Genomic DNA, 25,572 nt, shown 5'->3' on the forward strand with positions numbered 1-25,572 from the left:
GACGGGCTCAAGCTCCAGGGGCGAACAGGGTCTCGCAGCCCGTGCCGGCCAACAGAGCATCGACGGCGACGCGTGCCTCGCCCGCCAGCCCAGCATGCGAGTCCCGCAGCCAGCGCAGGCACTTGGCCTGGTAGGGGAACGGCTGCTGGGTCCACGGCTGGCCGTCGACCGACGCCTGCACCTCGGCATCGCCCGCCATCACCGCCCGCGCATTGGCCAGCATGACCGGCGCATAGGCGCGACCGATCTCGGTCAGCAACGGCTTGAGGGTCGGCGGCGGATGAGCCGGATCGATCCAGTCGGCGCCATCGGGCTCGAGACCCGAGAGGTCTTCCATCAGCCCGACCCAGGCGCTGACCCGGGGCGCGGCCTGCAGCGTCACCGCCATCGGCGTCGGATCGAACGCCGCCAACTGGGTCAGCTGGCCGTAGATCGCGAAGTCGCCGGCTCCCGGTCGGCGCCCCAGCAGATAGGGCCAATGGCGCAGGTGCGCTTCGAACGCCTCCAGGAAGCGGCGATAGCTGGCCTCGATCACCGGGCCCGTGGTCGGGTTCGAGCCCACGTAGCGCAGCCGCCCGATCTGGCGTTCGGCGAAGTGGCGGCCACGCTCGGCCAGTTCCTCGTCGGGCACGCAGAAGCCGCGCCAGCACGGCAGGATCGCAGCCGACTTGGCGATGTCGGCTTCATAGGCCCAGCGGTAGTGGAACATGGCCTTGGTCAGCCACTCGTCCGCATAGTCTTCGATCAACTCATCGAGGAACGCCAAGGCCGGATCATCGGGGATCAGGCTGCGGCCCCCGTGTTCCCGCTCCAACCGTCGGATAATGGGGCTGGAGTCGGTGACGGCGGTCAGTTCACCGTTCTCGTCGGGAAGATAGAAGGTCGGCAACAGCGAGACCTTCGGCTGCGGCAGGCCCGCCAGCGCAGGTCCCGACGGCGGCAGGAAGCGGTAGGGAATTCGCCGGTAACGCAGCACCGCCAGCATCTTGCGGGTGTAGGGCGAACCGGGCGCGCCCGAGAGCGCAATGGGGTCCTTCATGTCGAACGCCTCCTATCGGAAGATCGCCAGGCGATTACTGTAGCCGATCTCGTCGGTTCCAGCCGGAAGGGTGATCAGGTCGCCGTCGTGGCCGACGCGGATCTGGCCCGAGTACAGCTGTCGGGAATCCCCCAGGAACGGACCTTCAAGCGCCCGCATCGGCAGGGGCGGAATGATGTGGGTGAACAGCAGGTAGCGGACCCCGGCCCGTTCGGCGATGAGCGCCGCGTCCTCAGGGGCGGTGTGATACGAGAGGATGTCGTGGGTGATGGCGGCCAGGTTCGAGCGGCCATGAGCCGTGGCGGCCCTGTTCTGCATGGCGACCAGATTGGGCGCCAGGCCTTCGTGAACCAGGACGTCGGCGCCCTTTGCCGCCGCCTCGACCCTCTGGGAGGCGGCGGTGTCGCCGCTGATCACGACGCTGCGGCCCTTGTAGACGAACTTGTAGCCGACAGCCGGGTCGACGGGCGCATGCTCGACCGGGAAGGCGCTCACCTTCAGGTCCGGCGTATCGATCAGCATGACGTCCTCCCCGGAACGCGGCGCATCGAACGGGCGAGCCAGTCCGCCGAAGCCTGAGGGCGGCGTCACCTTCTCGCCGTGGTGGGCGACACGGAAACCGCGGTCGATCAGATAGGCGTCCTGAAATCCCGCCACGACCTTCTCGACGCCGCTTGGGCCATAGATCGGAACAGGCGCGGTCCGCGCGCCGCTGGCCCAGCGTTGCAGCATCAGCTCGCCCAGGTCGTCGATGTGGTCGGAATGGACGTGGGTTACGAAGATCGCGTCCACCTTCGCAGGCGGCAGGTTCATCAGGCTGAGGTTCTTCGTCCCGCCAGCCCCGGCGTCGATCACGAACAACTGGCGGCCGGCGAGCACCACCGTGCAGGGTCCCGCCCGGCCCGGATCAGGCATCGGCGAGCCGGAGCCGCACAGCCCCACGTGCAGGCCGTCGGGCAAGTCGGCGAAGGCGTCCGGGTCCATGGCCTTGTCGTAGATGCGCTCCATCGCCGCCAGGGCGATCGGCTCGCGCGCCAGCCAGACGCCCGCCCCGACGACCGCGACAGCGCCGATCACGGCCAGCCCGATCTTCCATCCACGCGCCATGTGCTTCCCTCCCGCGGCTTGACCGTCTTGGAATATAATGACACGCATAATGTCATTAGTTTTGGACACTGACCAGCCCCCAGGACCCGATGCAGATCCTTCGCACCCCTGACGAGCGTTTCGCCGCCCTGCCCGACTGGCCGTACGCGCCGCGCTATCACGAGCTGACCGACGCCGACGGGACGGCCTTGCGCCTGCACTATGTGGACGAGGGCCCTCGCGACGGCGCGCCGGTGCTGCTGCTGCACGGCGAGCCCTCCTGGGCCTACCTTTATCGCAAGGTCATCGCAGGTCTGGCGGCCAAGGGGTGCCGGGTGATCGCCCCCGACCTCATCGGCTTTGGCCGTTCCGACAAGCCTGCCGACCGGGCCGACTACACCTATGAGCGGCACGTGAGCTGGATGAGCCGATGGTTGACCGACCTAGACCTGACGGGCCTCACCCTGTTCTGCCAGGACTGGGGCGGCTTGATCGGCCTTCGCCTGGTGGCCGCCTTCCCCGAGCGTTTCGCCGGCGTCGTCGTCGCCAATACCGGGCTGCCGACTGGCGGCGGCATGACCGACGGCTTCAAGGCCTGGCTCAACTTCAGCCAGTCCGTGCCGCAGATGCCGATCGGCATGCTGATCAACGGCGGCACTGTCCGCGACCTGTCGCCTGAAGAAGTCGCCGCCTACGACGCGCCGTTTCCGGACGAGAGCTTCAAGGAAGGCGCACGGCAGTTTCCGGCTCTGGTGCCTGTCACCCCCGAGCATGCCTCTGTCGCCGAGAACGTGGAGGCGTGGAAGGTGCTGGAGCGCTTCGATCGCCCGCTGGTCACCGCGTTCAGCGACGCAGACCCGATCACCAAGGGCGGCGAGGCCCCGTTCCAGGCCCGCGTGCCCGGCGCCCAGGGCCAGCCGCACTTGACGTTGTCTGGCGGTCACTTCCTTCAGGAAGATTGCCCGGACGCCATCGTCGAGGTGATCGGCGGGCTCATCGCCCGCCGCGGCTAGAGCGCCCTAGTTGTCCCAGAGGATGTATTCGTCGCCCGGCTTCTGGGCGACGCCGCCGGGCTTGTCGATGAACACCGGCCCTTGCAGCAGCGAGGGCCAGATCGGCTTGACGCTCTGGGCGTCCTGGGCGGCGAGCAGGCCCCGAAGCGCCTTCACCTTCTCCGGCTGAAGCTGCGACAGGTCGCGCTGCTCGGTCGGGTCACTGGCTAGGTCGTAGAGCCAGACCTTGTCGCGCGCGCCGTTGACCTGAAGCTTCCAGTCACCGTCCAGCACCGCCTTGTACTGCCCCGAGCGCCAGAACAGCGTCTGGTGCGGCCGGGCCGGATTCTTGCCCTGGACGTGCGGCAGCAGGTCTACCCCGTCGATCGGTCGGTCGGTCGGCAGCGCGGCGCCGCCAGCCGCCGCCGCGGTCGTGAAGATGTCGATGTGACCGACCGGATAGCCGTAGGTCGATCCCGCTGGGATCGCGCCCGGCCAGCGCATGAAAAATGGCGTGCGCACCCCGCCCTCGAAGAAGGTCGACTTGAACCCGCGGTAGGGCTTGTTGACGTCCGGCAGCCCGACATAGCCGGCCCCGCCGTTGTCGCTGGAGAAGATCACCAGCGTGTTCTGGTCCAGCCCCTCGTCCTTCAGCGCTTGCAGAATACGCCCGACGTTGGCGTCGAGGTTGCGCGCCATGGCGCCGTAGACGCGGGTCCGGTGGTCCTTGATCTGCGGCAGCGCGTCGTAGTCGGCCTTGGTCGCCTGCAGCGGCGTGTGGATGGCGTTGGGCGCGAAGTAGAGGAAGAACGGCCGGTTGCGGTTGGCCTTGATCGTCTTCACCGCTTCGTCGGTCAGATAGTCGGTCATGTAGCCCTTGGGCTTGAACAGCGACGATCCGTTGTACTGCACGGCATAGGGCAGGTTCGGCCACAGGAAGCGGTCGATGGCGTCCCAGGACTGCTTCGAATTGACGACGTTGGGGTCCTTCTCCGGCAGGAACATCGCACCGCCGGCGATGAAGCCGAGACTTTCGTCGAAGCCCTGGTCCTCGGGCCGCGAGCCCTTCTTGCCGCCCAGGTGCCACTTGCCGAGATGGACCGTGTGATAGCCCTTGGACTTCAGCACCTCGGCGATGGTGATCTCGCTGGAGGGCATGCTGAGTTCATTCACCGCCGTCGGCGAGCGCACGGCGCTGCCCGGCGGCATGTCCTTGATCCGGTCGGCGAAGAACTTGGGCTTCACGATCGCACCGGGCTCGGCCTCGGTGCCCACCATGCGTGCGAATGTCACCGGCGCCGGTGTGAACTCGAAGCCGAAACGGGTCGGATAACGGCCGGTCAGGATAGCGGCCCGCGAGGGTGCGCAGGTGGCGTTGCCGGCATAGCCCGCCGCGAACACCACGCCCTCCTGGCCGATGGAATCGATGTTGGGGGTCGGCACGGCGCCGTTCGCGACGCCGCCGCCATTGATGGTGATGTCGTTGTAGCCGAGGTCGTCAGCCAGGATGAACACGACGTTCGGCGGTTGCGCGCCAGCGGCTTGGGCCTCAGGCCCCTGCGCCCAGGTCACCGGCTTGTTCGGCTCGACCGGCGGCATGCGCGCACGGGCGATCATGGACAGAACCGTCGTGCGATTGGCGGCGACAAGCGCAGCGCTCGCCGCCAGCACCAACACCGACGCGCCCAGCAACTTCCAACGCCGCTTCATCGTCGCCTCCCGATCTTATATTGACACGAAGCGTGCCATTATATCGACCGAAGGACAACCCCTTGTAGAGCTGGCGCTCGCTAGTCGACCGCGACGGCGGCCGCGTCGGGCCGGCGGCCATCGGCGCCGCCCTCGAACACCCCGTCCTCGATCATGATCGACTGGGTCGAACCCATGGTCAGGCTGGTGCGGGCCTTATGCCCCTTGGCCTCCATCAACTTCAGAATGTCGATCGGGAAGCCCGGTTCGAACTCGACCGGGGTGTCGCTGGCGGCCTGGAAGATGCGCGGCCGATTGGTCGCCTCGGCGATGTTGAGCTTGTGGTCGACGACGTTGCTCAGCAGCTGGGCCATGGCCGGGATGATCCGCGTGCCGCCCGGCGTGCCGGCGACCAGCCAGGGCTTGTCGTTCTTGAAGGCGATCAGCGGCGTGATGGTCGAGATCACCCGCTTCCCAGGCTCAGGCGCATTGGCGGGCTCGTCGCCGCCCCAGGCGAAGTTGGCCATGGCGTCGTTGAGGAAGAAGCCCGTCCCCGCCGCCATCACGTGCGCGCCGAACGAAGAACCCAGCGTGAACGTGTTGCTGACGACGTTCCCCTCGGCGTCGGCGACCGAATAGTGGGTGGTGTCGCGGCTCTCGAACAGCAGCGGGTCGCCCGGCGAGACCTTCTGGTCCATCGCCTTGTCGAGATCGATCAGCTTTGCGCGCTCGGCCGCGTAGGCCTTGCTGGAAAGACCGCCCACCGGCGGCTCGTACTGCGGCCAGCCGCCCATGAACTTGGCGCGGTCGGCGAACACCAGCTTCATCGCCTCCGCCGTGACGTGCAGCGACTGGACGCTGTTCTGGCCGTAGTCGGCCATCGGATAGCGCTCGACGATGTTCATCAGCTCGCAGAGGAGCACGCCCGCGGCGGGCGGCGGCATGTAGGCCACCGGCGTTCCGCGATAATCGCACCACAACGGCTCTGAGATGCGGATCTGATAACCGGCCAGGTCGGCTTGCGTCAGCACCCCGCCGCCGGCCTGGACGCCCGCCACCACGCGCCGGCCAAGCTCGCCGCGATAGAACGCGTCGGCGCCGCCGTCGCGGATCTGGCGCAGCGACCACGCCAGGTCCGGCTGCTTCAGTCGCTCACCCGGCGCATAGGTCGCCCCGCCGGCCTTGTAGAGCGCCTTGGCCGACGGCGCGTCGGTCAGCAGGCCGTCGCGATAGACGTCCAGCGCATAGGTCATGTCGTCGGTCAGGATCAGCCCGTCCGCCGCCAGCTTCACGGCCGGCTCGACCAGCTTCTTCCAGGGCAGTTTTCCGTACTGGCGATGCACCTCGTAGAGGCCCTTCACCGTGCCAGGGACGGCCACCGCGCGGTGGGAGTAGCGCTTGGCGGGGTCCATCTTGCCGTTGGCGCCGGCCAGCAGCGCGGCGTCGGTCGCGGCCGGCGCCTGGCCATAATAGTCGACGGCGAGGGTCTTCTTCTCCTTGGCCAGGTGGATCAGCATGAAGCCGCCCCCGCCGAGGTTCCCCGCCCGCGGCAGCGTGACGGCCAGGGCCAGGCCGGTGGCGACCGCCGCGTCCACGGCGTTGCCGCCCTGGCGCAAGACGTCGGCGCCGATCTTCGAGGCGATCTCGCTCTGGCTGACCACCATCCCCTTGCGGCCCATCACCGGGTGATGGATCGCATCGTAGTCGAGGATGTACTCGGCGGCGCCTTTGGCGGCCTGGGCCTGGGCCGCGTGAGGCGCGGCGAGGCTTGCGGCCGCCAGGATGGCGGCGAGGGTCGCGGTCAGGCGCATGGGGTCTCCGGAAAAGCCGAAGGCCCGCGGCGCTCTGAAACGCCGCGGGCCGGTACTGAAAGTTAGAAGCTCTTGCTGACCTGGGCGAACCAGTAGCGGCCGCGGTTGCTGTACAGCTTCGTGAAGTAGCCGAACGTCTCGTCGGCCAACGGCGGATCCTTGTCGGCGATGTTGTTCACGCCGACGCGGAACGCCATGCCGGAGAGGACGCCCTCCTCCGGCACATAGCCGATCGCGGTGTTGAAGGTCAGCCAGTCGTCGCCCTTGTAGAGCAGGGCCGAGCTATCCTTCACCGCGCCGACGTATCGGGCGTAGCCGGAGACCTCCCACGGGCCCGACGTCCAGGTGACATGGGCCTGGCCGCGGGTGCGCGGATTGTCGTCCTGTTCGATCAGCGAGCCGCCGGCGCTGGCCGGCAGACCGGCCGCCAGCAGGGCCGCGGACTCCGAAGACGGCGTCTGGTCGAACTTCTGCAGCAGCGCGACGTCCAGGCCGAGGCGGAAGTCGCCGAACTGCGTGCCGTCGATCCGCCAGGTGGCGCCCAGGTCGATCCCCTCGATGGTGCGCGAGTCGAGGTTCAGGAACTGGTTGGCGATCCGGATCGGCTCACCCAGCGTGTTGCGGGTCAGGGCCGGGTTCGGCCCCGAGCCGCCCAGACGGCCGATGGCTTCCAGGTTCAGGTGGTCCTGCGACTCGAACACGCCGACCACGCCATCCTGCTCGATGCGCCACCAGTCGATGGAGAACATCAGGTCCGGGGTCGGGGTAAACACCACGCCGGCGCTGAAGTTGTCGCTGGTCTCGGACTTCAGGTCCTTGTTGCCGGCCCGCACGTCCTCGACGTTGTAGCGGTAGGCCGAGCAGGCCGAGCGGTTCAGGGCCGAGAACTGGGTCACGCCCTGGGCGACCGCGCAGTTGTAGTAGTCGGTCAGGTTCTCCTGAACGCGGCGGATCTCGGAGGCGTTGACCGTCTCCAGGTTCGGCGCACGGAAGCCCTGCGAGTAGGCGGCGCGAACCAGGAAATAGTCGTTCAGACGCCAGCCGAGGGCCACCTTCGGCTTCAGGACCTGCTCGTTGATGTCCGAGTAGTCCTCGAAGCGGGCGGCCAGCTGCAGGTCGAGGCTGCGGACGAACGGGATATCGGCGTCCTCGGGGATCAGCGAAGTCTGCAGTTCGGCGAAGGCCGAGAACACCTTGCGCGAGCCGGATGTGTCCGGGGTCGGGCTGGAGCCCATGGCGTCGCTGGTCGGGCCGCCGGCGGTTGCGAAAGTGACCGTGCCGTCGATGAGCGGATCGCGGTCGTCCTTGAAGGTCTCACGCCGCCACTCGGCGCCGAAGGCCAGGCCGACATTGCGGTCCAGAACGCTGAAGGCGTTCGGGTTGCTGATCTTGGCGTCCCACAGGGCCAGGCTGGTGGTGCCGTCGCGCGAGATGCTCACCCGCAGCGGATCGACGACCGAGGCGGGGTTCGAGGTTGCGTCGAAGCCGCCGACATTGGCGAGGTCGCCGCCGTTGAAGGGGTTGTAGGCGCGGGTCGGATCGCTGCTGTTCAGCGCCGCCTGCAGGGCGGTGTTGCTGACGCGGTTGCTTTCGACGTCCTTGGTCCGCGCATGCGAGTAGAGGAGCGCGCTCTCCCACGACCAGTCGCCCAGGTCCCCGCGCAGGCCGCTCAGCAACCGATAGGCGTCGGAGTCGACATCGATCCGGCGGCGGCCGACATCGTCCACGCGCAGACCGACGACGGTTATCGCCTGGGCCGGGCCGGTGTAGCCCGCGAGGCGACCGGCGCCGGAGCCGAACGGGTTGTAGGGATTGTTGGCGCCGATGGTCAGCGGGGCGGAGGTCAGGTTGGTCGTGCCGCCACGGACCGAGCTGGAGGTCGCGCCGTAGTACAGCGCCTGCCCGAACCACTCGACTTCACCGAAGTCGTGGCTGGCCACGGCCATCAGGCTGTAGCGCTCCGAGCTCGGCGACATCGTGCGTTCCGGCGCCTCGTCCGTGCGCAAGGAGGTGTCGAGCGTCGCCGAGCCGCCGTCGATGCAGACGCCGCCGCCGACCTGGGCGTCCGAGCCGGTGTAGGAGCACGGCTGCATGTGGAAGGCGGTGAACGACGGGCCGAAGTTGGTCACCGCGCTCCCGACCCGGCCGGTCAGCCAGGGCGTCAGGCTGGAGCGGTTGTCGAAGCTGCCGGCGTACTGCGCGGGCACGCGGCTGCCGAGGTTGTCGGTGGCCGCATAGTCGCGGTCGCTGGCCGGCATATCGGTCCGGTCGAAGTACTCGCCGAACAGGGCCACGTGGGTGGCGCCGTCGTTGAAGTCACGGCCCCATTTCGCGCCGAGCGAGGTCTCGGTCAGGCTCGTGCCTTCCGAGCCGCCGTACCGGGCCACGATCTGCGCGCCGACATAGTTGTCGTCCAGGACGTTGTTCAGCACCCCGGCCACGGCATCGGAGCCATAGAGCGCAGCGCCGCCGTCACGCAGCACCTCGACGCGCTTCAGGGCGGTGGCGGGGATGGTGTTCAGGTTGACGACCTGGACGGGGACGGAGCCCTCTTGCTGGGTGCCGGGGTGCCCTACCATCCGGCGACCGTCGAGCAGCACCAGGGTGTTGCCCGAACCAAGGCCGCGCAGGTTGGCCGAGGCGACGTCGCCGCGCGCCTGGTTGGGGCCTTGTTGCTCGTTGTTGAACGCCTGACCGCCCGACTGCGGCAGGGCGGCGATCATTTCGCCCGCCGTCACCGCGCCGCTCATTTCCAGTTCGCGCCGGTCGATCACGGAGACCGGCAGCAGGCCGCGCTCGGTGACGCCCGCGATGTTGGAGCCGACGACGACGATCTCCTCGACCTCGGCCGCCTCCACCGGCTCGCTCGCCGCGACCAGCGGGCCGGTCGCCGAAGCCTTGCTCACGCTCGCCGCCGCCGGCGCGCGCTCGATGATGATGGTGCGGCCGCTCTCGCGCGAGCGCAGGGATTGGCCGATCAGCAACCGCTCGACCGCCGAGGACACCGGCATGTCGCCGCGGACCGCCGGAGCGCGACGGCCATCGACCAGCGCCGGGTCGAACAGCACTTCGCGCCCGGCCTGGACGCCCAGGCTGCGCAGCGCGGCGCCCAGGTCCTGGGCCGGAATGTCGAACTGGGCTCGCGCCGGGGCTTGCGCCCACGCTGCCGAGCCGACCAGAGCCACGGCCGCCGAACTCGCCAGCGCCATGACCTTGAGATGATGAAACTGCATGAGCGCCCCCTTCTATCCCCGACCCGCGACTTGCGGGCTTCCAGGCGAAGACGCCAGGGCGCGCCGGCGCCTCACCTCGAAGATGAAGTTTTTTTGGCGCCGGCCGGTCCGATGCGGATCGCGTCGTCGAAAGTCTGAACCGAGACCGGATGCGTCAGCGGCAGCGCATCGAGGAATCCGCTATTCTCGCCAGAATAAAACACGCCGCTCACCCGCATCTTCGCGACGACCGGGTCGGTGACCACGATCGGCACGCGGCGATAACGGTTCATCTCCGCGGCGGCCTCCGACAGCGTCGCCGAGGCGAACTCGATGCGGCCTTCGCGCCAGTCGCCGGCCACCGGGCCGGACGGCCGCAGCACCGCGGTCTCGCCATCGACGTCGATGCGTTCACCCGCACGGACATCGGACACCCTGCCCCGGCCCACGGCGTCCACCGCGACCCGGCCCTCGACCACCGCGACGCGCAGGCCCGCTTGCTCCAGACGGACATCGAATGACGTTCCAACGGCTGTCACCGTGTGACGGCCGGCGCTGACTACGAAGGGCCGCGAGGGATCCTTGGCGACGTCGAACCAGGCTTCTCCGGAGACCAGCTCCAGCCCCCGACGCTTCCCGGAATAGTCGACCTTCACCTCGCTGGAGGTGTTGAGCAGCAGCCGCGAGCCATCGGCCAGCGTCACCGTCGCGCGCTCGCCCACGGCGGTTCGATAGACCTGGGCGCGACGTTCCATGGCCGGCGCCAGACCGCCGTCGCGCTGGGTCATCAGGCCAACGCCGCCCGCCACGACCACCACGGCCAAGGATGCAGCCATGGCCGCAAAACGGCGCCTGCTCCAGCGCCCGCCTCGCGGCCGTGCAGCCAGAGCTTCGGCGCGCAGCGTCCTCACGGCAGGACTTCCGGCGACGTCTCCGGCCGCCCCCCACATGCGCTCGACGCTCTCGAAGCACTCGCGGTGCAGCGGCGCGGCGTCCAGCCAGGCTGCGAGATCGCGGGCGTCGGCCTCGCTCCAGTCGCCCGAGCGGCGGCGAAGGAACAGGTCGGCGGCGATTTCATCGGGATCAGGGCTCACAGGGATCGGGCTCATTGCAGCCTTCCCCGTTTGGACAGATGCGCCAGCGCCTTGCTCATGTGTTTCTCGATTGCGCTCACCGACACCTCAAGCCGCCGCGCGATCTGCGAATAGCTCATTTCCTCGTAGCGATGCAGGACGAAGACCACCCGCGTGCGCTCCGGCAGTTCATGCAGCGCCGTCTCCACCACCCGAAGCTGCTCCTGGCCCAGGTAGAGCCGCTCCGGCGAGAAGTCCTCTTCGGCATGCAGCCGTTCGTCGAACAGCTGATGCGCGCCGCCGCGCCGCGCCGCCCGACGGAAACTGTCGTTGAGCACGCTGGCCGCGACCGTGAACAGGTAGTTCTCGGGCGCATCGAGCGCCCCGCCTTCGCGCCGCGACGCCAGGCGCAGGAACACCTCCTGCACCATGTCATCGATGTCGGCCGCCGAGCGCACGCGCGCACGGAAGTAGCGCGCCAGCGGAACCGCGTAGCGACGCGCCATCTCGTCCATTTCGACGCTGCTGGTTTGCGTCATGTCCCGCGTTGCCGCGCCCTCGATTGCTTCGACGTCGTTATGAAGACGCCGGTCGAGGCGATCACCCCAGCAATCTGCGTCAAATCGCAGCTCTGATTTATCTCTGGGACGCCAGATAGGCGCCCCGGCGAAACCGAAAGGCTTCGCCGGGGCGATCAGCGTTAGAAGCGCTTCGTCACCTGGATCCCGAAGGTCCGGGGCTCGTTGACGAAGGCGGTCAGGTTGTTGAAGTCGATGGCGCCGATGACATTCGCCTCGTCGGTCATGTTGCGGACGTAGACCGCCGCTTCCAGACCGAGTTCCGGCGCACGCCAGCCGACGCGGGCGCCGCCCTCGAACGAGGTGTCCTGCTGGAACTCGACCGACTCGTAGAGGAACAGGTTGAAGTTCTTCTGCATGACCCAGTCGGTCGAGGCGAAGATTTGCGCGCCGTTGGCCAGCGTACGGACGTAGTCCAGCGCGATGTTCGCGGTGTACTCCGGCGCCTGTGGGAACGGGTTGCCGTTGATGCTCGCGCGGCGGGTCGTGCCGACGTTCACGATCGGGTCGGTGACGGTGCAGTTGGCGCCGCAGAAGGCCACCAGCAGGTCGCTGTCCTTGATCTCGGTGTGGTTCCAGGCGAAGCCGCCGGTCAGCGTCAGGCCCGAACCGAGATAGACGTCGCCGTCGATTTCGACGCCGTAGCCCTCGCCCTTGTCGGCGTTGATCAGCTGGTTGAAGTTGCCCTCGCCGCCAATCGCCGTGAACTGCGGGTCGGTCACTTCATAGATGTACGCGGTCGCGTTGAGGCGAGCACGGCCGTCCCACAGGCGCGACTTCACGCCGGCTTCATAGGACATCACCGTTTCCGAGTTGGCGGTGGTCACCACGTTCGAGGTGGCGATCCGGCCCTGGATGGACGGGCCACGATAGCCGTTGGCCACGCGGGCGAAGAGGTTCACGTCGCTGTTCAGTTCATAGAGGGCGCTGACGTCCCAGCTCACCTGCTCGTCGCCGACCTGCTTGGTCACGTCCAGCGGCGCGCCCAGGGTGCGGCGGCCACGGAAGTCGCGGCTGTCGTCGGTGTAGCGCAGGCCGGCCGTCAGCTTCAGGGCGTCGGTGACCTGATAGTGGCCTTGGCCGAAGACCGACCAGGAGTCCGACTCCTGCACGATGTCGGTGACGATGGTCGGCGCAAGGCCGCCGACGCCGTTGAAGGTCGCCGAGATGAGGTTGAAGCGCTCGTCCCAGTAGAAGGCGCCGACCTGCCAGCCGAACGGCCCGTCGCCGTTCGAGGCCAGGCGCAGCTCGTAGGTGTCCTGCGTCAGGTCGCTGTCCAGGGTGCCGGTCTCGGAGTTGAACGGCGTCTTCCAGGGCGCGCCGGCCGGAGCCGAGGCCACGCCGCCGTCGATGTCGCCGTTACCCGCCGAGGCGCCCCAATAGCGGGCGACCACGCCGGTCAGGGTCGCCGGGCCGAAGTCATAGGCGACCTGCAGCGAGCCCGAGCGGGTTTCCTGCTTCTGGAAGTTGTTGCGGCCGCCGTCGTAATAGACGCGCTCGCGGTTGAAATTGACGTTCAGCTCGTTGGAGCCCTTGGTCAGCACATTGGCGCGGTTCATCGTGCCGGTGCCTTCGTAGTCGCGAGCCTGCAGGGTCAGCAGGGCCGACAGCCGCTCGGTGGGCTGCCAGGCGACATGCACGCGGCCGGCGCGGTCGTCGAAGTTGCCCAGGTCCTTGCCGTTCGGGTCAGCGAAGGCGGGGCTGTACATGTTGTCGACCCAATCGTCGCGATGGTTCCACAGGCCGGCGACGCGGACCTGCAGAGTGTCGCTGACAGGGATGGTCACGCCGGTCTCCGCGCGCACCGAGCCCAGGTTGCCCATGGCCAGCGAGCCGAAGCCGCCGAACTCATGGCCCGGCTTGACGGTGTCGATCTTCACCACGCCGGCCGGCGTGTTGCGGCCGAACAGCGTGCCCTGCGGGCCGCGCAGCACTTCCAGCTGCTGGACGTCGAACAGCGGGAAGCCCTTCAGGAAGACGTTCTCCAGCACCACGTCGTCGAGCACGACCGAAACCGGCTGCGAGGCGTTGAAGTCAAAGTCCACATTGCCGAGGCCGCGGATGTAGAAGCGCGGAGCGTAACGGCCGTTCGAGCTTTCGACCTGCAGGCTGGGCACGCGAGCCGACATCGACAGGATGTCGCCGCCGCCGGCGGCCACTTCGGCCAGCTTCTGCTCGGTCACCGCGGTCACCGCGAACGGCACGTCACGGATGTTTTCGCTGCGACGCTGGGCGGTGACGACAACGTCCTCGACGGTGAAGGCGGCTTCAGAGGTGTCCGCCGTCTGCGAGAGGGCGGGCGTTGAGACGAGAAGAGCCAGACCGCTGACCGTGCAGGCCAGCGCGCCGAAACGACGTGACATTCAGTTTATCCCCGAGGAGTAGATGTAGGCGCCGCCCTACGTTGCAGTGCACAAAGCGCCAACTCAAAAACGGCGTTCATTCCGTGAATTTTTCACAACGTGGCGACAATCACGCATTGCGGCGCCGCGCGCGCATTGCCTGAGCGCCCAATTGGTGAAATCAGGCGCTCGTGCCTCACCGTGTTCCTTCTGCCGATCGACGCCAGCTCCTTGCCGGCATGAGCGCCTTCGCCGCCGCTCCCCTGCTGGCGGGGTTCGGACCGCCGCCCCTAGGCCGGGTGTTGGCGATGTCGGACCTGCATTCGGCCTATGAGCGCACCGGCCAGTTGCTCGCCGCCCTCGAGGCTGAGGTCGCGGCGCACAAGGTCCCACATGTGATCGCCATCGACGGCGACATCTTCGAACACGGCAACGTCGCGGCGGTGCGCTCGAACGGCGCCATCGACTGGGCCTTCCTGGCCGAATTGCCGAAGATCGCACCCACGGTCGTCAACCTTGGCAACCACGACAACGACATCACGCCTGACCTCGCGGACGTCGTTGTGCGCCTGCGCGGACTGGGCGTCGCGGTGGTCTCCAACGTCGTCGACGCTCGAACCGGCGCGCCCTACGCCCCGGCCCAGATCGACCTGCCGCTGGGTCGGCGCACCTTGCGGGTCGTCGGCGTGGCCACTGACTCGCTGAAGACCTATCCGGCCGCCAGTCGCCCCGCGCTGCAGATCCCGGTTCCCGGAGACTGGGCGCGCGCCAACCTCGCAGCGGCGCTGGCCGGCGCTGACCTAGCCATGGTCATGAGCCATGCGGGCGTCGCCCCCGACCGCGAGATCCTGCCCCTGCTGCCCGACGGGGCGCTGATGATCGGCGGCCACAACCACCTGCTTTTCCAGCACCGCCAGGGGCGCAGTCTCTATGTGCACACGGGCTCATGGAGCAACGCCTACACCGTGGTCACCCTGGGGGCGGCCGGCCCTTCCGACGCCGTCTCCAAGGCCATTGCGCTTGATGGCCCGGTGTCGCCGCGTCTCGCCACGCTGATCCCCTCGGTCCTGGCGACCTCGATCACCGAGGAGGAGCGCGCCATCCTCGGAACCTCGCCCAAGGCGCTCTCGCTGGGCGAAACCGGCCGCGCCGTGGCGGCGGCCATGGCGCGCGCCGCGGGGGCCGATGCCGGTTTCATCGGCCACACCACACTCGGGACAGGTCTGCCAAGAGGCCCGGTCTCGCATCACGCCTTCGACGCCGTGGTGCGCTTCGAGGGCAAGCTGATGGTCGCCGAAGTTCCGCGAAAACGGCTTGCCGAGTTCCTGGCCCGCGCCAATCAGGACCGTCCCATGCCGCTGGACCAGCGCAATGGCGACTTCCTCTATGCCGAAGTCGTCACCCCAACTGGGGGCGACACCGTCCGCATCGCCACCACCGACTGGAACGCCATGAACCAGGCCGAATACTTCGGCGTCTCGGATCTGGCGTTCAGCGAAACACCCGCCCTGCGCCTCAAGGCTGTGGCCGCCAAGGCGCTTCTCTCCGCCTAAGTCAGGGGGCCGGGCCTGACCGGCTATTCGGTCAGACCACCGCCCAGGGCGACATAGAGCGCGATCTGGTTGCGCAGATTGGCCCCCCGCAGCTGCAGCAGCGCCTGCTGGGCGGAGAACAGGTTCCGTTCGGCGTCGAGCACCTCAAGATAGATGGCGATGCCGTTGGCGTAGCGCAGGCGGGCGGTCTCGGCCAACCGCTCCTGGGCCGCCACGGCGCGCTCCTGCGCCACGATCTGGTCTGCGATGTACTTGCGCCCGGCCAAGGCGTCGGCCACGTCCTGGAAGGCGGTCTGGACCGTCTTTTGATAGGTCGCAACGGCGATATCGCGCTGGGCCTTGGCGGCGTCGAGGTCGCCACGGCGCGCGCCCCAGTCGAGCAGCGGCAAGACGACGCCGGCGCCGTAGTTCCAGGCGCTGCGATCGACGCCCACCAGGCTGTCGAGGTCGCGGGAAGCATAGCCCGTAGCGCCTGTCAGCGAGATCCGCGGGAAGAAGGCGGCCCGCGCCGCGCCGATATTGGCGTTGGCGGCCCGCAACTGGTTCTCGGCCTGAATGACATCGGGGCGGTTGACCAACAGGTCGGACGGCAGGCCCGCGTCGAGCCGATTGAACATCTGCTGCTGAGCGAGCGGCCGAGGCGGCGGCAGGGCCGACACATCTACAGGTCCCCCGACGAGAACGGTCAGCAGGTCCTCGGCGAGCGCGCGGGTCCGATGCAACTCGGCCAGCTGGCCCTGAGCGTCCGTCAACAGGGTGACGGCCTGATCGTAGTCGGCCGACGAGGTGACGCCGGCGTCCAGGCGCAGCTGGGCGATCTCAAGGCTCTCGCGGCGGGCGACAAGCGTGCGCTCGGCCAGGGCGATGCGCTCCTCATTCTCGCGCAGCGTCATGTAGGCGATGGCGACCTGGCGAATGAGCGAAAGCCGGAACGCGCGTTGGGCCTCCACCGTCGCAAGGTAATCGAAGCGCGCGGCGTCGGAGAGGCTGCGAACACGGCCCCAGAAGTCGAGTTCGAAGGCGCTGATGCCGACGTCGATGTCGTAGGTCTCGGCGGTGACCGCTGCGCCAAGGCCGGTGATGTCCGCCGGCTGCCGAGCCCGCCCGCCCGAGGCGCCAAGGTCGACATTCGGCAGCCGGGCCGACTGCCGGATGCGATACTGCGCGCGCGCCACCTCGATCTGCGCCACCGCCACCGCCATGTCGCGATTGCGGGCCAGGGCGGTCTCTATGACGATCTCGAGCCTCGGATCCTCGAAGAAGTCACGCCAGGACACCTGGTTGGCCGGGACGGCCCCAGGCGGCGGCTCGGAGAGCGGAAACGTCTGCGCCACAGGAGGGACCGGCTGCGTATAGCGCGGCGCCATGCTGCAGCCCGCCAGACCGGCCGCGAGAAGGATCGCCCAGCTACGCATGCGGGGCCTCCTCCGAACCCAACCTCTTCCCGCGGCTCAACCAGCGCCGGGCCGAGAGGTAGAAGACCGGGGTCAGGAACACCCCCAGCAGGGTGACGGCGATCATGCCGCCGATAACTCCAGTGCCCACGGCCTGGCGGCTGGCCGCGCCCGCGCCCGTGGCGATGAACAGCGGCACCATGCCCAGCACGAAGGCCAGCGACGTCATCACGATCGGACGCAGCCGCAAGCGCGCGGCCTGCAGGATCGCCTCGGACGTCGACTTCCCCGCCTCCTCCTGCTCGATGGCGAATTCGACGATCAGGATGGCGTTCTTGGCCGAGAGGCCGATGATCGTGATCAGGCCGACGTTGAAATAGATGTCCGCCGACAGCCCGCGCAGAAGCGTGAAGACGACCGCCCCGAGCACGCCGATGGGAACTCCCAGCAGCACCGACAGCGGGATCGGCCAACTCTCATAGAGCGCGGCAAGCACCAGGAAGACGATCAGCAGGGAGATCGCCAGCAGCAGCACCACCTGCGCGCCGGCCTGTCGCTCCTCGAAGGCGATGCCGGTCCACTCGTAGCCGAAGCCGGTCGGGAGAATGCGATCGGCGATCGCCTCCATCTCGTCCAACGCCGCGCCGCTGGAGCGGCCGGGCGCGGCGGCCCCGGACACGGTCAGGGCGGGGTAGCCGTTGTATCGCTGGAGTTGCGGCGCGCCGGCTGTCCACGACGTGCTGCTGAACGCGGAGAACGGCACCATCTGCCCGCCGGCGTTGCGGACCTGCAGGTTGAGGATGTCGGCCGGAGTCATGCGCTGTTCGGCCGACGCCTGGATCAGCACCCGCGAGATATTGCCGCCATAGGTGAAGTCGTTGGCGTAGGACGATGCCAGCGCGATCGACAGCGTCGCGTTGATATCGCCGATGTTCACCCCCAAGGCCCGCGCGCGCACCCGGTCGATGTCCAGGTACAGCTGAGGCGCGTCGGGCTGCCCCTCCGCCCGCACACCCACCAGCAGCGGACTCTTGGCCGCCTCGGCCAGCACCTGGTCGCGCGCGGCGATCAGCGCCTCGGCGTCGGCGCCGCTGCGGTTCTGGATCTTCATGCTGAAGCCGCTGGAGGTGCCGAGCGCCGGGATCGGCGGAGGGTTGAGGGCGAAGATGTTGGCGGTCTTCACCTGCGACAGGGCGGCCATGGCGCGGCCGCTGAGCGCATCAGCGCTGTGCGCTGCGCCGGCTCTCTCGCTCCAGGGGCGCAGGGAGATGAAGCCCATGGCGGCGTTCTGCCCCTGGCCGAAGAAGTTGAAGCCGCTGATCATGACGATGTTGGCGACCTCGGGCTGCTCCTTGAAGAATGCGCGGGTCTGGTCGATGGCGAGCTGGGTCCGCTCGGCGGTGGCGCCGGGCGGTGCATCGATCGTGACCAGCAGCACGCCCTGGTCTTCCGACGGCAGGAAACCGCCCGGCAGCCGCGTATAGAGCAGCCCGGTCAGCAGCACGGCGACGAGGAAGACGGCGAGCCAACGCAGCGGCGTCGTGAGCATTCGGCCCACCCCCGCCTGATAGCGGTCGGCCATGCGGTTGAAGCCGCGATTGAAGCCCCCGAGAAAGCGGTCGACGAAGGCTAAGGCGGCGTTTCGGGGCTTGGCCTCGCTGTCGGAATGGGCGCGATGCGGCTTGAGCAGGGTCGCGCAAAGCGCGGGCGTCAGGCTGAGCGCCAGCAGGGCGGAAAAGCCTATGGAGATAGCCAGGGTCACCGAGAACTGCCGGTAGATCCCGCCCGACGTCCCGGGGAAGAAGGCCATCGGCAGGAAAACGGTCATCAGCACCAGAGTGATGCCGATGATGGCCGAGGTGATCTGGCCCATGGCCTTCACGGTCGCCTCGCGGGGCGGCAGCCCCTCCTCCGCCATGATGCGTTCGACGTTCTCGACCACGACGATAGCGTCATCGACGAGGATGCCGATGGCCACCACCATGCCGAACAGCGAGAGGATGTTGATCGAGTAGCCGAAGATCAGCAGGCCAAAGCACGCCCCGGCCAGGGCGACGGGCACGACGATGGTCGGAATGAGCGTGGCCCGCCAGTTTTGCAGGAACAGGAACATGACCACGAAGACCAGGGCCATGGCCTCGGCGAGGGTCTTGATCACCTCCTCGACCGACGCGCTGATGAAGGGCGTGGTGTCGTAGGGCGTCGTCCAGGCGATGTCTTCCGGGAAGGTCCTTGAGAGTTCGTCCAGGCGCGCGCGCACCCCCTGCGCTGTTGATAGCGCATTCGCGCCGGAGGTGAGCTGGATGCCCATCCCGGCCATGGTCTTGCCGTTCAGCGTCGAGCCGGTCAGGTAGCTATCGGCGCCGAGCTCGACGCGCGCCACGTCGCCGAGGTGGATGGTCGAGCCGTCCGCGTTGGCGCGCAGGATGATCTGCCGGAACTCTTCGGGCGTCGTGAACCGGTTCTGGGTGATGACGGTGGCGTTGAGCTGGCTGTCCTTGGCGATCGGCTGGTCGCCCAGGCTGCCGCCCGCGGTCTGGCTGTTCTGCTCCTGGACGGCGGCCAGCACCTCGGCGGCCGACAGGTCGTAGCCGGCCAGCTTCTGCGGATCGAGCCAGATGCGCATGGCGTACTCGGTGCCGAACAGTCGTACATCCCCGACGCCCGAGACGCGGCGGAGCTCGTCGACCACCTTGTTGGAGGCGAAGTCGCCAAGCTCCAGCGTGCTCGTCGCGCCGCTCTTGGAGGTCAGGGCGACCAGCATCAGAAAGCCGGAATTCGCCGCGTTGACCTGCACGCCCTGGCGCCGAACCTCTTCCGGCAGACGTGGCTCCACACGGCTGAGGCGGTTCTGCACCTCCATCTGGGCGATGTTGATGTCGGTCCCGGACTCGAAGGTGACCGCGATCTGCGCGGTGCCGTTCGAGCGGCTGGTCGCTTCCATGTAGAGGAAGCCCGGCACCCCGTTCATCTCCTTCTCGATGACCGAAGTGACGTTCTGATCGAGGGTCGCGGCGTCGGCCCCCGGATAGGTCAGCGACAGCGTCAGCGAGGGCGGCGCGACGGTCGGATACTGTTCGATCGGCAGGCTGCGCAGGGCGATGATCCCGGCCAGCAGGATGCCCAGCGCGATGACCCAGGCGAAGACCGGCCGGTGGGCGAAGAAGCTGCTGTTCATGCCCCGGCCCCCGCTCTACTGCGCGCCAGGCTTGGCTGCGGGCGCCGCCGGCGTCGCCTGAACGATCGTGACCTTCGCCCCTGGCCTGACCTTCTGCAGCCCGTCGGTGATGACCCGTTCTCCCGGCTTGAGGCCCGAGCTGATGACGAACCGGTCGCCGATCATCGCGCCGAGTTGCACCGGGCGGGCGGCCGCCGTTCCGTCGGGCCCGACGACCACGACGCTGGCCTTCTCGCCGGAGAACTGGATCGCCCGCTGCGGCACCGTGATGGCGTTCGGGATCGGCGCGCCGGTCAGATGCGCGCGGACGAACTGCCCCGGCAGCAGGACGCGGTCAGGGTTCGGGAACTCGGCCCGCAGCGACAGCCCGCCGGTCGAGGGATCGACGGCCTGGTCGAGGAAGTTCAGATGGCCGACATGGCCGTAGGTCGTGCCGTCCTCGAGCACGAGGGTGACTTCGACCCTGTCGAGGCGAGGCAGGTCGAAATTGCCGGCGGTGGCGCGGCGGCGCAGTTCCAGAATCTCGGCGTTGGGCAACGAGAAGCGGACATAGGTCGGGCTCAATTGCTCGACGCGGGTCATCAGCGTCGCCGAGGCGGCGCTGACCAGTGCGCCCTCCGTGACCTCCGCGCGGCCCACCCGCCCTGCGATCGGGGCGGTCACCGTCGTGTAGCTCAGATTCAATGAGGCGCGGTCGAGAGCCGCCTGCGCCGAGGCGACGTCCGCTTCCCCCTGGCTGACGGCGGCGCCGGCCGCGTCGAACTCCTGGGCGCTGATCGCCTTGCGCTGCACCAGCGGCGTGTAGCGCGCACGGTCTCGCCGGGCGTTGGTCAAGGTCGCCTGAGCGCGCTGCAGCGCCGCCCGGGCGCTGGCCTCGGCCGCGCGCATCTCGCGTGGGTCAATGGCGAAGAGTGGGGCGCCCGCCTTGACGTCGGTCCCTTCCAAATAGAGCCGCCGCTGAACAATGCCATCGACGCGGGCACGCACTTCGGCGGTGCGCACCGCCTCGACGCGGCCTGGCAAATCGACGACCTCGTCCACGGACTTCGGCGTGACGGTGATCGCCTCCACCTCGACGGGCGGCGCCTGGCCCGCGGGGGGAGCGCTTTGCCCGCATCCGGCCAGGGCAAGCATCGCGGCCAGGCCCAGGATCGGAGCACGAAAGCCGTTCGGCAAAGGGCTAGCCACCATGGAACCAAGTCCTCATGCCGCTGCTCAGCTTGTTCGTAACGCGGAAACGCGCGCTCCGTTCAACTGAGGCGAGAGGACTTCGGCTTTGCGCCGGCCCGGAGCGTCAGATCAGGACAACCGGTCGCGGAAGTCGCGATAGTCGAACTGCCGGACCAGACGCAGCGCGTCGGATTCACTGTTCCAAAGCGCGATGGCCGGCAGGGGCACGCCGTTGAAGGTCGTGGTCTTGACCATCGAATAGTGCGCCTGGTCCAGGAACGCGATGCGCGTGCCCGGCCCCGGAACCTCGTCGAACAGGTAGTCGCCGATGATGTCGCCAGCCAGGCAGGACGGCCCACCGAGGCGGACTGGCGCGCCGTGCTCAGCCTCGTTCAGCATGGCCGGCCGGTAGGGCGCTTCCAGGACGTCCGGCATGTGACAGGTCGCGGAGATGTCGGTGATGGCGACGTGCACGCCGTTGTCGAAGGTGTCGAGGATCTCGCCCACCAGAATTCCGGCGTCCAGCGCGATGGCTTCGCCTGGCTCGATATAGACCTCGACGCCGTGGCGCTCGGTAATCTCGCGCAGGAAGCCGACGAGGTCTTCGCGTGCATAGTCTGCGCGCGTGATGTGATGCCCCCCGCCGAGATTGACCCACTTCAGGCCCGCCAGCAGGCCGCCCAAGCGCGGCTCCAACGCGTCCCAGATCCGGCGCAGCGGTTCGAAACCCTGCTCGCACAGGGCGTGCACGTGCAGACCATCTACGCCTTGCAGGTGTTCGGGCCGCAGCTGCGAGACCGGAAAGCCGAGACGTGATCCCGGGCAGCACGGATCGTACTTGGCGACCTCCGCCTCGCTGCTCTCGGGGTTCAGGCGCAGTCCGATCTCGAAGACTTCGCCGTCGGCGCGCGCCTGGGCGATGAGGCCCTCGAACCGGGCGATCTGCGCCGGCGAGTTGAAGATCACCGTGTCGGACAGGCGCAGGATCTCGGGCAGGTCCTCGGCGCGATAGGCCGGAGCGTAGGTGGTCAGCTCGCCCTTGTAATGCTCACGGGCCAGCCGGGCTTCCCAAAGCCCAGAAGCGCACACCCCGTGCATGTACTCGCCGACCAGATCGGCCACCGCCCACATCGAGAAGGCCTTGAGCGCAAGCAGCACCTTGGCGCCGCCGCGGTCGGCGACATCCTTGAGCACCGCGAGGTTGCTGCGCACCGCCGTTTCATCAACCACGAAGCAAGGCGATGGAACTCGGCCAAGATCAAAGCGGGCGAAGGCGCCGGGGCCCCCAGCTTGCGTCTGCATCTCGATCAGAAAGCGAGCGGCGCGGGAAGGTCTTGAACCTGCCACGGCAGGCCCTGCCGGTTCATCTGCGCCATGAACGGATCGGGGTCGAGCTGCTCCATGTTGAACACCCCGGCGCCGCGCCAGGCGCCGGTCAGCATCAGCGCCGCGCCGATCATCGCCGGAACGCCTGTGGTGTAGCTGATCGCCTGGTTGCCGGTCTCGGCGTAGGCCTCTTCGTGGTCGCAGACGTTGTAGATGTAGACCGTCTTGTCGCTGCCGTCCTTTTGGCCCGTCGCGATGACGCCGATGTTGGTCTTGCCGCGGGTGACCGCGCCCAACGATGAGGGCTCAGGAAGCAGCGCCTTCAGAAACTGCAGCGGGATGATGTCCACGCCCTGGAATTTCACCGGGTCGATGCGTGTCATGCCGACATTGCCCAGCACTTCCAGGTGCTTCAGGTAGCTGTCGCCGAAGGTCATCCAGAACCGGATCCGCCTGATCTCCGGATAGAACCGGGCCAGCGACTCCAGTTCCTCATGGTACATCAGGTACATGTTCCGCTCGCCGACCCCGGCGAAGTCGAACGCCTGCTTGTGGGACAGCGCCGGTCCCTCCACCCACTGGCCATTCTCCCAATGGCGCGAGGGCGCGGTGACTTCGCGCAGGTTGATCTCGGGATTGAAGTTCGTCGCGAAGGGGTGGCCGTGGTCGCCGCCGTTGCAGTCGAGAATGTCGAGCGTGTCGATCCGGTCGAGCAGGTGCTTGCGGGCATAGGTGGTGAACACCGACGTCGCGCCGGGATCAAAGCCGCAGCCGAGCACGGCCATCAAGCCAGCCTCGCGGAACCGCTCCTGGTACGCCCATTGCCAGCTGTATTCGAACTTTGCCTCGTCGCGCGGCTCATAGTTGGCCGTATCGAGATAGTTCGCACCCGCCTTCAGGCAGGCCTCCATGATCGCCAGATCCTGGTAGGGCAAGGCGAGGTTGACCACGAGCTCCGGCTTAACGGCGTCGATCAGCGCGGCGGTCGCTTCGATGTCGTCTGCGTCCAGTTCGGCCGTCTGGATGGTCACGCCGGTGCGTTGCTTCACTGACGCGGCGATGGCGTCACACTTGGAACGGCGACGGCTCGCCAGTGTGATTTCAGTGAAGATGTCAGGGTTCATCGCCATCTTATGGACGGCGACCGACCCGACGCCACCGGCGCCGATCACAAGCACCTTGCTCATCTGCACAACTCCCGACGCCATCATTCCTGCCAATACTCGTCGACACCAGCGCGTCGCGGCGCGTCTTATACGAGCTCGGGGCGAGCCGTGCACCCCTTCGAAGCACGCTCGCGCGCGCCCTTGATGTCCGCCTGGTCTACGCGACAAGCCTCAAGTACGCGTCGAATACGCCGCCTCAATGACACTCATGGACGTGGTGCGAACGGATGTCGGACTGCGCCTGGCGCAGCCGAACTCGCGCCCGCGTCGGCGACAGGCGTAGGCGATGGCTCAGAACGCCAGCGAAAAGTCTGTCAGGAAGGTGAAACCCTCTGCGCCGACCGGAACCGGGTATGCGCTGTAACCGACGGGCGACTTGTCTACATAGAGGCCCATCATATTGATCCGCACATCACGGCGCTCGAACGGAAACCAGTTGACGCCGATCCCCACGTCATAGGGGTTTCCGTACTCGCCGAATATTTGAGATCCCGAAACGTACAGCTGCAGGGTTTTCGGGATCAACATGGCCCCCGCCTGCAATTGGAAGCCGCTGTCGAACAGGTCGGATACCGGGATGATGCCATCCACTCGAAATTGATCGAGCCACCTGGCGTAGTACTCAAACTCCAGAGAGTAGCCCCGGTACTTCAGCCCCGCATTGAGGGCCATCATCTGATAACGCGCTTCGGTGATCCGGCCCGGCGTGTTGAAGGCGTTCACGCCGAATAGCAGGGTCCCATCTGAAAGCCGGAGTTGGGTGTTCTCAATCGACTCCGTGCCCGGCTGCGACTGCGGCGTCTCCGTGCTGCGCGTATAGTGCGCGCTCAGAAGCGTCGCGACTTCCTGGTGATCCTCGAAGTCGCCAAACCCGGCGGCTGGCCCGAACTCGCCCGTCGTGGGCATCCAGGTCAGGGCCGCCGAGAACGTGTTCGGCTTTGCATCGAGTTGGCCAGCGTTGACGCCCAGCGCGCTCAGATTGTTTGCGATCATCGCGCGGTACTCGAGCCCACGCGCCAGCTTGCCCTCAGCCCACAGCCCTTGCGTATACGAACCGCGGAAGAACTCATCGGCGATCGGTCGGTTGTCGTTGCGCAGCCAGTACGGAAACGTCCGGTTCGTCGAGCGTGTCGAAGGCACCGAGTGGACACCTGCGTACACCCGCAGGGCGCTGTTGAAGATAAACGAGAGATTCCCGGCGCCGACGACCTGCGCGCTCTGCCCCTGGTTGGAGTTCGAGGTCCAGAAGTAGGCGTTGTAGTTGAACCTGGGATCGAAGAGCCAACCGCGGAAGGTCAGCTGAACCTTCGCCAGCTGAAAGTCTTCCCGCGGATCCACGGGAAACTGGCGGCCGAAAGAGTCGGTGTAGCCGTCCTCAAGGCCTTCCTGGTTCAGATATCGCATGTAGCTCACGACGCCCAGATTGACCTCCCCCATGTCGGACTTCATCAATACGAGCCCTTTGCCCGGCTCGAACCCGCCCCATTTCGTCGGGGAACTCTCCTTGACCTGCTGCGTAGCGACGGGGACGGCCGCCTGCGGCGCTGGGAGCGTTTCCGCAGCCGGCGCGGCGCTCCCATGAAGCTCGACTTCGATCGCCCGGATGCGCCGGTCGAACTCCGATCGCATGGTTTGGAGTTCGCGCAACTGCTGCTCCATGCGCACCCGCTGCGCATCCGCGGTCGTCACGGGGGGAGCGTCGGCGTCCGCCGCCCTGGCGGGTTGAGCGCTGAGCATCGCCAAGGCGAGGCCAACAAGCCCCGCCGAAGCCGCATTTTTCGCCGCGTGCCTCATTCCGTCTCCCCGCCACGAGATGCGATTGACCTCAGGTGGGGCGCTGCCTTGACCATAGCGCCCAGCCAAGTCATGGCAGGCGACCAGCGGTGCTACACTCCGTTGCTACCCTAGGGTCCCTCAGGTGATGACCTGAGGCTCACGCCCCAGCTCGGTCGGATCCATTGCA

Annotated in this window: 16 protein-coding genes; 2 read left to right on the plus strand and 14 right to left on the minus strand. The window is 67.5% G+C overall.

Annotation, left to right across the window (positions count from 1 at the left end; translation table 11 throughout):
* Positions 1-7: 7 nt before the first annotated feature.
* Together ASC79_RS10015 and ASC79_RS10020 are read right to left on the minus strand one after the other, a co-directional pair.
* Positions 8-1,039: a glutathione S-transferase family protein gene (locus tag ASC79_RS10015; protein ID WP_056025415.1), complete on the minus strand. Its 1,032-nt coding sequence runs from the start codon at positions 1,037-1,039 to the stop codon at positions 8-10.
* Between the two features lie 12 nt (positions 1,040-1,051).
* A complete protein-coding gene (locus tag ASC79_RS10020; protein ID WP_056025418.1) occupies positions 1,052-2,146 on the minus strand; it encodes an MBL fold metallo-hydrolase in 1,095 nt (364 codons plus the stop codon).
* An 89-nt stretch (positions 2,147-2,235) separates the two neighbouring features.
* On the opposite strand from ASC79_RS10020, the gene ASC79_RS10025 reads away from it, so the two are divergent.
* Entirely contained in the window at positions 2,236-3,138 is a 903-nt protein-coding gene (locus ASC79_RS10025; protein WP_056025421.1) for a haloalkane dehalogenase, read from the plus strand.
* Between the two features lie 6 nt (positions 3,139-3,144).
* Here the strand turns inward: ASC79_RS10025 and ASC79_RS10030 are convergent, their stop codons facing one another.
* From ASC79_RS10030 to ASC79_RS10055, 6 genes are all read right to left on the minus strand, one after another.
* Positions 3,145-4,827, minus strand: coding sequence for a sulfatase-like hydrolase/transferase (locus ASC79_RS10030; protein WP_056025423.1), 1,683 nt, complete (start codon positions 4,825-4,827; stop codon positions 3,145-3,147).
* An 80-nt stretch (positions 4,828-4,907) separates the two neighbouring features.
* Entirely contained in the window at positions 4,908-6,617 is a 1,710-nt protein-coding gene (gene ggt / locus ASC79_RS10035; protein WP_056025426.1) for a gamma-glutamyltransferase, read from the minus strand.
* A gap of 62 nt (positions 6,618-6,679) precedes the next feature.
* Positions 6,680-9,850: a TonB-dependent receptor gene (locus tag ASC79_RS10040; protein WP_056025429.1), complete on the minus strand. Its 3,171-nt coding sequence runs from the start codon at positions 9,848-9,850 to the stop codon at positions 6,680-6,682.
* 71 nt (positions 9,851-9,921) lie between these two features.
* Positions 9,922-10,938, minus strand: a complete 1,017-nt coding sequence (locus tag ASC79_RS10045; protein ID WP_056025432.1) for a FecR domain-containing protein — start codon at positions 10,936-10,938, stop codon at positions 9,922-9,924.
* The gene (locus ASC79_RS10050; protein WP_162244277.1) at positions 10,935-11,417 is read right to left on the minus strand and encodes an RNA polymerase sigma factor; all 483 of its coding nucleotides are present in this window, start codon (positions 11,415-11,417) and stop codon (positions 10,935-10,937) included. The genes ASC79_RS10045 and ASC79_RS10050 overlap by 4 nt, the downstream gene beginning before the upstream one ends.
* Before the next feature lie 185 nt (positions 11,418-11,602).
* Positions 11,603-13,843, minus strand: a complete 2,241-nt coding sequence (locus ASC79_RS10055) for a TonB-dependent receptor (RefSeq protein WP_056025438.1) — start codon at positions 13,841-13,843, stop codon at positions 11,603-11,605.
* A gap of 218 nt (positions 13,844-14,061) precedes the next feature.
* On the opposite strand from ASC79_RS10055, the gene ASC79_RS10060 reads away from it, so the two are divergent.
* Positions 14,062-15,375, plus strand: coding sequence for a metallophosphoesterase (locus ASC79_RS10060; RefSeq protein ID WP_056025442.1), 1,314 nt, complete (start codon positions 14,062-14,064; stop codon positions 15,373-15,375).
* A 23-nt stretch (positions 15,376-15,398) separates the two neighbouring features.
* Here ASC79_RS10060 and ASC79_RS10065 read toward each other — a convergent pair whose 3' ends face one another.
* The 6 genes from ASC79_RS10065 to ASC79_RS10090 form a co-directional block, all read right to left on the minus strand.
* Positions 15,399-16,790, minus strand: a complete 1,392-nt coding sequence (locus ASC79_RS10065) for an efflux transporter outer membrane subunit (RefSeq protein WP_056025444.1) — start codon at positions 16,788-16,790, stop codon at positions 15,399-15,401.
* A complete protein-coding gene (locus tag ASC79_RS10070) occupies positions 16,783-19,947 on the minus strand; it encodes an efflux RND transporter permease subunit (protein ID WP_056025447.1) in 3,165 nt (1,054 codons plus the stop codon). The genes ASC79_RS10065 and ASC79_RS10070 overlap by 8 nt, the downstream gene beginning before the upstream one ends.
* A gap of 15 nt (positions 19,948-19,962) precedes the next feature.
* Positions 19,963-21,138, minus strand: coding sequence for an efflux RND transporter periplasmic adaptor subunit (locus tag ASC79_RS10075; RefSeq protein WP_056025450.1), 1,176 nt, complete (start codon positions 21,136-21,138; stop codon positions 19,963-19,965).
* Between the two features lie 108 nt (positions 21,139-21,246).
* Positions 21,247-22,329 carry a carboxynorspermidine decarboxylase gene (locus ASC79_RS10080; protein ID WP_235528811.1) on the minus strand — a complete coding sequence of 361 codons (1,083 nt, stop codon included), beginning with the start codon at positions 22,327-22,329 and terminating at the stop codon, positions 21,247-21,249.
* A gap of 95 nt (positions 22,330-22,424) precedes the next feature.
* On the minus strand, positions 22,425-23,630 hold the full coding sequence (locus tag ASC79_RS10085) for a saccharopine dehydrogenase family protein (RefSeq protein ID WP_056025455.1): 1,206 nt from the start codon (positions 23,628-23,630) through the stop codon (positions 22,425-22,427).
* A 270-nt stretch (positions 23,631-23,900) separates the two neighbouring features.
* Positions 23,901-25,403, minus strand: coding sequence for a hypothetical protein (locus ASC79_RS10090; protein ID WP_082532058.1), 1,503 nt, complete (start codon positions 25,401-25,403; stop codon positions 23,901-23,903).
* Positions 25,404-25,572: the final 169 nt, after the last annotated feature.

The organism is Phenylobacterium sp. Root1290 (assembly GCF_001425305.1).
In the GTDB taxonomy this organism is placed as follows: Bacteria; Pseudomonadota; Alphaproteobacteria; order Caulobacterales; family Caulobacteraceae; genus Phenylobacterium.

What these genes read in the sequence shown, in the direction of transcription:
- ASC79_RS10015 (WP_056025415.1), bottom strand. Translation starts at nt 1,039, where the DNA reads ATGAAGGACCCCATTGCGCTCTCGGGCGCGCCCGGTTCGCCCTACACC.
- ASC79_RS10020 (WP_056025418.1), bottom strand. Translation starts at nt 2,146, where the DNA reads ATGGCGCGTGGATGGAAGATCGGGCTGGCCGTGATCGGCGCTGTCGCG.
- ASC79_RS10025 (WP_056025421.1), top strand. Translation starts at nt 2,236, where the DNA reads ATGCAGATCCTTCGCACCCCTGACGAGCGTTTCGCCGCCCTGCCCGAC.
- ASC79_RS10030 (WP_056025423.1), bottom strand. Translation starts at nt 4,827, where the DNA reads ATGAAGCGGCGTTGGAAGTTGCTGGGCGCGTCGGTGTTGGTGCTGGCG.
- ggt (WP_056025426.1), bottom strand. Translation starts at nt 6,617, where the DNA reads ATGCGCCTGACCGCGACCCTCGCCGCCATCCTGGCGGCCGCAAGCCTC.
- ASC79_RS10040 (WP_056025429.1), bottom strand. Translation starts at nt 9,850, where the DNA reads ATGCAGTTTCATCATCTCAAGGTCATGGCGCTGGCGAGTTCGGCGGCC.
- ASC79_RS10045 (WP_056025432.1), bottom strand. Translation starts at nt 10,938, where the DNA reads ATGAGCCCGATCCCTGTGAGCCCTGATCCCGATGAAATCGCCGCCGAC.
- ASC79_RS10050 (WP_162244277.1), bottom strand. Translation starts at nt 11,417, where the DNA reads ATGGACGAGATGGCGCGTCGCTACGCGGTTCCGCTGGCGCGCTACTTC.
- ASC79_RS10055 (WP_056025438.1), bottom strand. Translation starts at nt 13,843, where the DNA reads ATGTCACGTCGTTTCGGCGCGCTGGCCTGCACGGTCAGCGGTCTGGCT.
- ASC79_RS10060 (WP_056025442.1), top strand. Translation starts at nt 14,062, where the DNA reads ATGAGCGCCTTCGCCGCCGCTCCCCTGCTGGCGGGGTTCGGACCGCCG.
- ASC79_RS10065 (WP_056025444.1), bottom strand. Translation starts at nt 16,790, where the DNA reads ATGCGTAGCTGGGCGATCCTTCTCGCGGCCGGTCTGGCGGGCTGCAGC.
- ASC79_RS10070 (WP_056025447.1), bottom strand. Translation starts at nt 19,947, where the DNA reads ATGAACAGCAGCTTCTTCGCCCACCGGCCGGTCTTCGCCTGGGTCATC.
- ASC79_RS10075 (WP_056025450.1), bottom strand. Translation starts at nt 21,138, where the DNA reads ATGGTGGCTAGCCCTTTGCCGAACGGCTTTCGTGCTCCGATCCTGGGC.
- ASC79_RS10085 (WP_056025455.1), bottom strand. Translation starts at nt 23,630, where the DNA reads ATGAGCAAGGTGCTTGTGATCGGCGCCGGTGGCGTCGGGTCGGTCGCC.
- ASC79_RS10090 (WP_082532058.1), bottom strand. Translation starts at nt 25,403, where the DNA reads ATGAGGCACGCGGCGAAAAATGCGGCTTCGGCGGGGCTTGTTGGCCTC.